The organism is Hydrotalea sp. (assembly GCA_030054115.1).
Taxonomy (GTDB): domain Bacteria; phylum Pseudomonadota; class Alphaproteobacteria; order JASGCL01; family JASGCL01; genus JASGCL01.
This window is the reverse complement of record JASGCL010000052.1, coordinates 1-7,735: the sequence shown is the minus strand read 5'-3', so window position 1 is coordinate 7,735 and position 7,735 is coordinate 1. Positions and strand designations below refer to the sequence as shown.

At 51.2% G+C, this 7,735-nt stretch carries 8 protein-coding genes; all 8 read right to left on the bottom strand.

The features are described 5' to 3' along the window. Window positions 1-10 precede the first annotated feature (10 nt). The 8 genes from QM529_07190 to QM529_07155 all read right to left on the bottom strand — a co-directional run bounded on the left by QM529_07190 (window position 11) and on the right by QM529_07155 (window position 7,441). A complete protein-coding gene (locus QM529_07190) occupies window positions 11-562 on the bottom strand; it encodes a hypothetical protein (protein ID MDI9314438.1) in 552 nt (183 codons plus the stop codon). Between the two features lie 39 nt (window positions 563-601). Next, complete coding sequence (gene terL, locus QM529_07185) at window positions 602-2,275, bottom strand: phage terminase large subunit (protein ID MDI9314437.1); 1,674 nt, start codon at window positions 2,273-2,275, stop codon at window positions 602-604. Then, on the bottom strand, window positions 2,268-2,690 hold the full coding sequence (locus QM529_07180; GenBank protein MDI9314436.1) for a hypothetical protein: 423 nt from the start codon (window positions 2,688-2,690) through the stop codon (window positions 2,268-2,270). The genes terL and QM529_07180 overlap by 8 nt, the downstream gene beginning before the upstream one ends. Then, window positions 2,680-3,024 carry a hypothetical protein gene (locus QM529_07175; GenBank protein ID MDI9314435.1) on the bottom strand — a complete coding sequence of 115 codons (345 nt, stop codon included), beginning with the start codon at window positions 3,022-3,024 and terminating at the stop codon, window positions 2,680-2,682. Before QM529_07175 ends, QM529_07180 begins: the two co-directional genes overlap by 11 nt. A gap of 123 nt (window positions 3,025-3,147) precedes the next feature. Further along, complete coding sequence (locus tag QM529_07170; GenBank protein MDI9314434.1) at window positions 3,148-3,666, bottom strand: hypothetical protein; 519 nt, start codon at window positions 3,664-3,666, stop codon at window positions 3,148-3,150. 27 nt (window positions 3,667-3,693) lie between these two features. Next, window positions 3,694-5,838 (bottom strand): hypothetical protein, encoded by a 2,145-nt coding sequence (locus QM529_07165; GenBank protein MDI9314433.1) that lies wholly within the window; start codon window positions 5,836-5,838, stop codon window positions 3,694-3,696. Window positions 5,839-5,869: 31 nt separating this feature from the next. Beyond that, the gene (locus QM529_07160; protein MDI9314432.1) at window positions 5,870-6,460 is read right to left on the bottom strand and encodes a hypothetical protein; all 591 of its coding nucleotides are present in this window, start codon (window positions 6,458-6,460) and stop codon (window positions 5,870-5,872) included. Window positions 6,461-6,586: 126 nt separating this feature from the next. Then, on the bottom strand, window positions 6,587-7,441 hold the full coding sequence (locus QM529_07155) for a phage capsid protein (GenBank protein MDI9314431.1): 855 nt from the start codon (window positions 7,439-7,441) through the stop codon (window positions 6,587-6,589). Between the last annotated feature and the right edge of the window lie 294 nt (window positions 7,442-7,735).

Below are 7,735 nucleotides of genomic sequence, written 5' to 3'. Positions count from 1 at the left end.
GTCGGCGGCCTCACCCCACCATATTGTAAAAAAAATAATCCCCCAGCAAAAACAACGGCGTCTGCCCCACCGCCCAATCGGGGTGGTCCTCGGCATGGTGAAAATGGGTCGGGTTGAGCCGTGCATCATCACCAACATCTCCCAAAACATCGCGCGACCCATCGACAAAAAATTTTATGGTCGGCGATAAAGTGATAACATTTTTCACCGCGCGGCGGGCGACGCGGCGGCAAATTTGAAAATCTTTACGCTGTTGGCTGGCGCGGTAAAAATGCCCCATCGTGCGGCCAAATTCTTGCCACGCCTGGTATTGGTTTTTTTTCAAACACACCGCCACCACATCGTCGCCAAATAATTGCCGCAGTTTGGCCGAATTTTCCGCCAACCGCACCCGCGTCATGACCGACAGGGCGATGGTTTCCAACAAAATAATATTGCACGGAAACCCGCCACCAAATAATGTCATGGCCAGTATTTCTTCCTTTAACCCCAGCCATGGTTCGGGCATAAAAAATTGACGTTCGTGAGACGCGTCGGGGAACAGGTTAATAATATTGTGCATGGTGATTTCTCCTTATTGCTGATGGTTGTTATTGCCCAATTATTTGTCCCGATTCTCGTCGGCATGATTGGCGACAGGAATTTCGTTGTCATTTTTATTATCGGCCGTTTGGTTTGGCTTTGCGTGAATTTTGTAAAATGGCGATTCGATACAACCGGCCACCGCGTCCAACCCATCGTCGTGGCCGGTGTTATTGTTCAATTGAAAATCGGCAATTTCATTATAAAACCGCCCGCCGTTTTTTCCCTTATCGCCATGGCGCAACCGGCGATGCACATGCAACGCGCCGGCCGATAACAAACTATCGAACGCGGCAAAAATTCGCGCCCGTTTGTTTTGTCGATGGCTGATTTCATTCACCACCCATAATTTTTTTTGGCGGCGAATTTCCTGGCGCAACAGGCCGGGCAAAAATTTCCCTAAGCCATTGTTTTCAATCGTAATGCCACGGGCGAAATTTCGCGCCATAATCGCCATCACCTGGGTTATCTGCACCATCGCCGGGTTATCGCGATGTTGCAACCCCATGCCGGCCAAATCGTAACGCGCATCGCCGTCAAATTTATTGTCAAGATAAACCAATTCATGCAGGTAAAAATGCCCGTCGCCGTCCATCGCCATTACCGCCACCACCGACCCATCGGCCGATTTGTGGCGGTCGCCAAACGCCGGGTCCCAAAAACAGCCGATGGAATCGATCGCTGTGTTCAACACCGCACCATCGGCCAGGTCGCACCCCACCAACCGCATCTGGCCAATTTGGTTGCGTTCGTTGTAAACCAAATCGCCGTCATATTCGCGTAGCCGTTGATGGTGCAAACCATGGCCATTATGGTTGTCGATTTTTAACATCATCTGGCTCAAGAATTTTTTGTCGCCGTGACGTTGTTGCAAATTGTTGATATGGGCGGGCGTGAATTTTTCGGGCCACACCGACTGGCCATGTTCGTCCATCACCGGCATGACAAACGATTCGAACCCCGCCAAAAAACCATCGCGCGCCGTGTTGTAAATACTATCCGGCCCGTGCGGCGTGCCAACATATAATTGCAACCCGCCCGGCAATTGGCGTGAAACCCCATCGGCCTCGTTGTTGCCCTCATCATCGCCATTGCTCGGTGTCAGGATAAAATCCACCTCGGCCAATCGCCGCCGCAACTCGCCCCGTTGGTCGCTGTTGTGGCTGTTGTTGATAACCTCGACATCGTCGCAAATAACCACGTCGGCGCGAAAACCGGTTATGTTGCCGTAAATACCGCGCGCCATCATCGACGGGTCGCGCAACACCAACCGCCGCGCAATGGTGAATTCATCACGCGCCCATTGGTCGGGGGTTTGCGGTTTTAAATTTTTTAACAATGGGTGGCGGTCGAACAAATACCGCACCGCCCGCACCATCTTGGTGGCCAATCCCTGCTCGGCCGACAACACCAAAATTCGCAGGTCGTTGTCGCGGTAAAGCAACCAAGCGCAAAACAACCCCACCAGCGTCGATTTGCCCGATGCGCGAAACGCCATCAACAACAATTGCCGTTGTTGATTTTGCCAAGCATTGGCCAAAAAATTGGCCATCGCCTGTTGGTGCGCCGGAAATGGCCGGCGCTCGACCACGCACCACAGGGCGGCAAATAATGAAAAACTGACCAATTGCTCGTCCAATTGTTCGCCCGCTTGGTCGTCGCTGGTGGTGGATGTGATATTGTTTTTATTCATCGCCGTGGTCGCCGTCGTTGGTGGTTGCGCCTTGCGCCTTGGGGCCAAGGATTTTTTTATCGATAAGGGTTTCCGCCCGCGCCAATAAATTGGTGATTTCGGTTTTTTCGCGGCCGTTCGGCGATGGATTCAATTCCAACACCAAGGCGATGTTTTGCAAAATCATTTTTAGCGTCTTATGTTTCTCATGCAGGTTTTTTAACAATCGTTGATGTTGCGCCATGTCGTCGCTGTCCATCGCCATGACCTGCGCCACCGGTTGCATCGCCAAATCATCGATTTCGCCCAATAATTTATTTAATAAATTTGGCAATTCATTGCTCAGGATTTTTTTTATCGACAGGCTGGTGTTTTTCCTGCCCTTGCCGTCCTCATTGTTATTCTCGTGGTTATTATTATTTTGGTTATCGCTCATGGTGGTTGGCATCTTTCCTTTGGTTTTTTGGTTGACGAAAATTGTTGTTGGCTAAATTGTTGGTCGGCCAGCGGGTGATTTTCTGCTCAATACGGCGCAGGGCGTTGGTCGTGTCGCGTTGGTAACCCTCGCCGCGATTGTGCAATATCATCACCAAATCATTTAGCGATTCCAAATGCGCCGTTAAGTTTGTCAGGTGTTTATCGAACAACCGAAACATAAAATACAACGACAGCATTGACACCGACAAACCGGTGGCGTTGTCGATAAAAAACCTTATCAATTGGGTGTCGCCGGCGTCGAACGCGGTGGCAAAATGATTTATGATTGGCATGGTATTTTTTTCTTTCAATTGTTTGTTCTATGCCGACCCCGCACCCGCCCCCATAAAAATCTTACAATTTTTGGGGTGGGGGCGGGCGGGGTGGATTGGTTGGTTATTGTTGCACTTATTTCTTTACAGGCGATGGTTGTCGTTATTATTATTGTTGTTGTTTTTTGATAGATCGCTAAGGTTGGCAACACCGCGGCCGATGGTGTTCAGCAAATCGACGGTGGCGGGAAATGGGTTATAGGGTTGCACCGCATTGCCGCCAAAATCATTCGCACCGATAAGGCCGGCCTCCTGCTTCCGCAACGCCGTGGCGCGCGCCAATTGTTCCAGGTCGGTTGTGTTTTTTTGGCTTAATGCCAACAACGCATTTTGCGCCGAACCGCTGGTCGGGTCGATGCCCGATTTGTAATAATAATTTTGCAGGGCGGCGATGGCCTTATTCTGTTGCGCCAACAAGGCGCGTTGTTGCGCGGTGGAATCCAATTGCACCTGTTGCTGGGCAATGGCTTGCCGTTGCTGGTCGGTGGCCTGTTGCCGGTCGGCGGCGGCGCGTTGTTGGTCATTGGCCTCCTCCTGTTGTTTTGCCTGTATGATGGTGCTGGCGATGGTGATGGGCAATGCCAAAAGCGATAATGCGGTCATGGTATTTTTTTCCTTTCGTTGGGTTGTTTAGTTGGTGGGGGTTTGGTTGCTGATGGTCGACAAAAGATATTCTTCCTTGGCCGACAGCAAGGTTAGGGGATAGGGGTTTTGGTAAGAAATTTGCCACAATGCTTCCGATACCTCCTGCAACCAGCCAGGCAGGGCGAAGGTCGCCCAGCCGCTGTAGGGCACAAGACTTGGTGGCGTGCCGTCGCTTGGTGCAATGTTGGTGGCGGGGTTAAAAACATAATTATTCACCGCCCCCTGAAATTTCTTACCATCGCTGTTTTGCCAACACAGCACCGGCGTGTCCTTCACCAAAAATGACAGGCGTGCCAATTTCATCGCCGAAAAACTCGACCGGCCGCCGGGGCCCGAAAATCGGTGGAGCGGTTTTAACACCGACCCAAACACCAAGCCAACCGCAAATGGCGTATTGAGGTCGAGCTCCGGCGGCAGGGTGAGGCTTACCGCCGGCGTCGCCGGGGTCAGGCTTGGCGCAACCATGGTTTTTTTCAATTGGCCATGTTGGTAAAGGGCAATTGCCTGGCCGGCGCAAAAATTTTCCAATGAAAATGTGGTGACGCGGTCGGTCATGGCGGGTTTTTGGTCGACACCATCGGCGATGTAATTGCTGTCAAAGGTTTCGACATAAATCGCCGCGCCGCGTTTTACCAACAGGTAAGGTTGTTCGACCAGCGCGCTGGTGTTTTGAATATTGTTGCGACCGGCGACAATGCCCACCACCGTGCCATTGGTGGTGATTTGCCCCCAGGCGAAAATTTGCGCCTCCTGGTAGTAGGTCATCACCGCCAACGTGCCATCGGTTTTTAACCCATAGAGCAATTTTTTCTGCGGGTCGTAATGGAGCGCGGTCAGGCCGGTGGTCAGGCTTTGCGCCTGGCGGTTAATAATCGCGTGGGTGTAACCCTTGTTGATATCCGACCATTGCACCTGGTGCAGGGTTCTTTGGTCCTTGCCCAAAAACACCGTGCTACCCTCGATGCTCAGGGGCGGGGTGGCGGCCTGGTTGCTCATGCCGTAACGGCTTTGCCGCGCCAGGCCGAGCGTGGTGGGGGTCAGGCTGTCAACCGGACAGGACCATTCGGCAAGGTTGGTGTAAATTTCCAAATACCGGCCGGCCACCAACCATTGCACCTCCTCGGCCTGGTCGGCGGTGATGTTAAAGACAATGGCGTCGCCATCGCCGCTACTCCCCAAATCAAAATTGTAATAATTACCCAATTTTGACATCCAAATTTTGGCGGGAAAAGATTTTGTGCCACCAAATATCATCCGCCCTTGATAGGTTATGCCAACCCGTGGGTAACCGCGCGGAAATGAAAAGGCTTGCTCGGTAAATGCGCCGTTGGTGGTGGCCGATGTCCAACCGGTCAGCGGCGACAGAATCCGCACGTAGGCGTTGCGTTTGTCGATAACGCTGGAAATTTGCACCACGCCGCCAAATAATTTGAAGCAGGTATTAACATGGTCGGCCAAAACACCGGTGCCGATAAAATAATCGCTGGTGGTTTTTATTGTCACCATCGGCGCGGCCGGTGTCGTGCTGGCGGCCGAGCAAGACATAAAAACCCCGTTGGCAAAGGTTTCAAAAGGCATGAAGGGAACATTGTTGGCGTCCTTTTCAAACACAAAATCAACCTTGTTAAATTGATAGGGGGTGTTGTTGTTGGCGTTGGGGGTGTTGGCACTGCAGGTAATAAGGGTCGGCAAAATACCATCTTGGCATAATAACGTGCCGAGCGTCGTGTCGGTTACCTTGATGGATTGCACGATAGACGCCCCCCAATTATGAATACCAAAACTTATCCGATTGCCCTGTTGGTCAAATATGTCGATATTGCCGGTTTCGGGCAAGCCATTGCCGACCGCCACATAACCCGGCTTGATGGCGATAATCGCGCCGGTGGTGCGCCCCCATTGCGACGACAACAAACGAACATCGTTGAGGTGGTTAGCGTAATTGCCGGTCAATTTTTTCATAATCGCCAGGCCGGCGCGGCGCGTCAGCGTGCCCTCCAACCGCACTTCAAAATTTTCCAATTTGCGCGCGCCATGTTGGTAAAGGGTGGTGTTTTCATTGCCCATGTAATTCGGGTCGATGATGCCGGTGTTAAAATCGGTCTGTTCAATAATTTGTCGAATGGTCATGTTGCTTACTCCAAATGATGTTAAAAAATATTTAGCGTTTTTCAATAAGTGGGTAACGCGCCGCAATTGGCGCGGTCGCGGTCAGGCCGTTGTCCTGCGCCCGTGCGTTTTTATATTCGTTGGCCGCCTTGCCCAGCAAAAATTGCGCGCGGCTTATATCCTCGGTAATCGGCAGTGCCATTTCGGCGGTTAAATAATCGACCAATAATTTGGCAAAATAAATCGGGAAAAACTGCTCGTCGATTTTTAACAAACAATCGATAACCGGCTGTTGGTTTTTGCTCAGCAAGATATTATCGGCCAGGATATAATCGTTGCGCGTGCCGCCGAGCGGCGTCAGCATCATCAAAAAATTATCCGGCAATTGATATTGGTTGTGTTTTGGGTAAAGGGTTTGCCAAGTGGCGATGGGGGTTGCCACGGCGGGCAGGGTCACGCCGTTTTTTATTAAAAATCGCCAGGCATGGCGCGTCAATAAATCGCCAAGCACTATCGGGTAAAGTTGCTTGGCAATTTTTGCCTCCAAGCGGTTGTCGTCCAGGCTGGCGATGCTGTCACTGCCGAGCGACAGAAGCGCGCTGTTGCAAAAATAAAGTTGGCTGTAAATAATATTGTCGGTCATGGCTTTGTGGTCTTTCTGTTGGTGATGATAAAAAAAATAGGATTTAATTCTTTAAGGGGGAGGAAGCAGGGAGGAGAGGGGTAACTTCCTCACCCCTTAAAGAAACTCGTTACAAGTGGGTGATGGTTAATTGCTGTCGGCGCAACGCACGCGCACCACGCCGGTGGTGTCCAGCACGCCGGCGCCGATGCTCAACATGTTGCAGACAAACCATGCGGCCTTATCGCCGTGCCATGAAATATCTGTTTTGATATCGTTGCCAGCGGCCAGGCCGATGGCGCGGCGGTGATACCAATAACATTGGCGCGCACCATTCACGATGCTAAGGCCGCTGTGATAAACAAACGTCGTGCCCAACCAACTTTTGGCTTGGGTGTTTTGCCACGGCAATTGTTCTTGCGACACATATTGCGCGTTGGCAAATTCGGGTATTGCCATCAAATCAGCCCATTGTTTGTAACCGATGACGAAATAACGTTCGCCATCGTCGGGCACGTCATTTTTGCCCAGGGTTTGAAATGCGGCCAAAACCTTTTCCTTGGTCAAGCCCACCGTATCGGCCAAATTGCCGCTACCGGTTACGTTGATGGTGGCGGCAACCGCGTCCAGCGCGGCGATGATATTATCATCGGTTTTGCGCCCCAGGGCGTAGGCACCATTTTGCGCCGCGACCATGCGTTCGTCGACGTTGGTTTTCAATTCGTCCAGCGCGTCGACCCATTCGCCGCAATAATAATCGTTGAGCAGGACCTCAACCACTTCATGCGCCAGGCGCATCACCGGCACATCGCCGTTGCGTGATTTGCTGTCGGCGGAACCTTTCCCAATTTTTGGGAAAATTGCCGCTATACCGCGAATGTTGTTTTTGAAACGCACCGTGGGGCGCAGTTTTGAACCCTGCCGTTGGAAGGCTTCGTTGACCTCGGCCTCGTAATACTTGACGAAGCTGGTGGAGATGGTGTTGGTGGGATTTGCAGGCATGAAATTTTTTCCTTTCTTGAAAAAAAATAAAGCAAATGATGTTAATCAACCACGCGCATGGGATAATTCCCATGGCGGTGGGAGATTAACGAGTTGGGGGTAAAGAAAATGACGGGTGCGGGGCATAAAGCAAAACCACATTGCCGTTATTTTTGAAGCGGATAATAAAGCCGGCCGATAAAGGCGGGTTGTTTATTGTCCGTGGGCTTCTTATATTTCTTTATTTCCCCTTAAAATAAGAACAAATAAAGAACATATAAAATACAAATATAGAACAAAATGGGCGATGTCAAG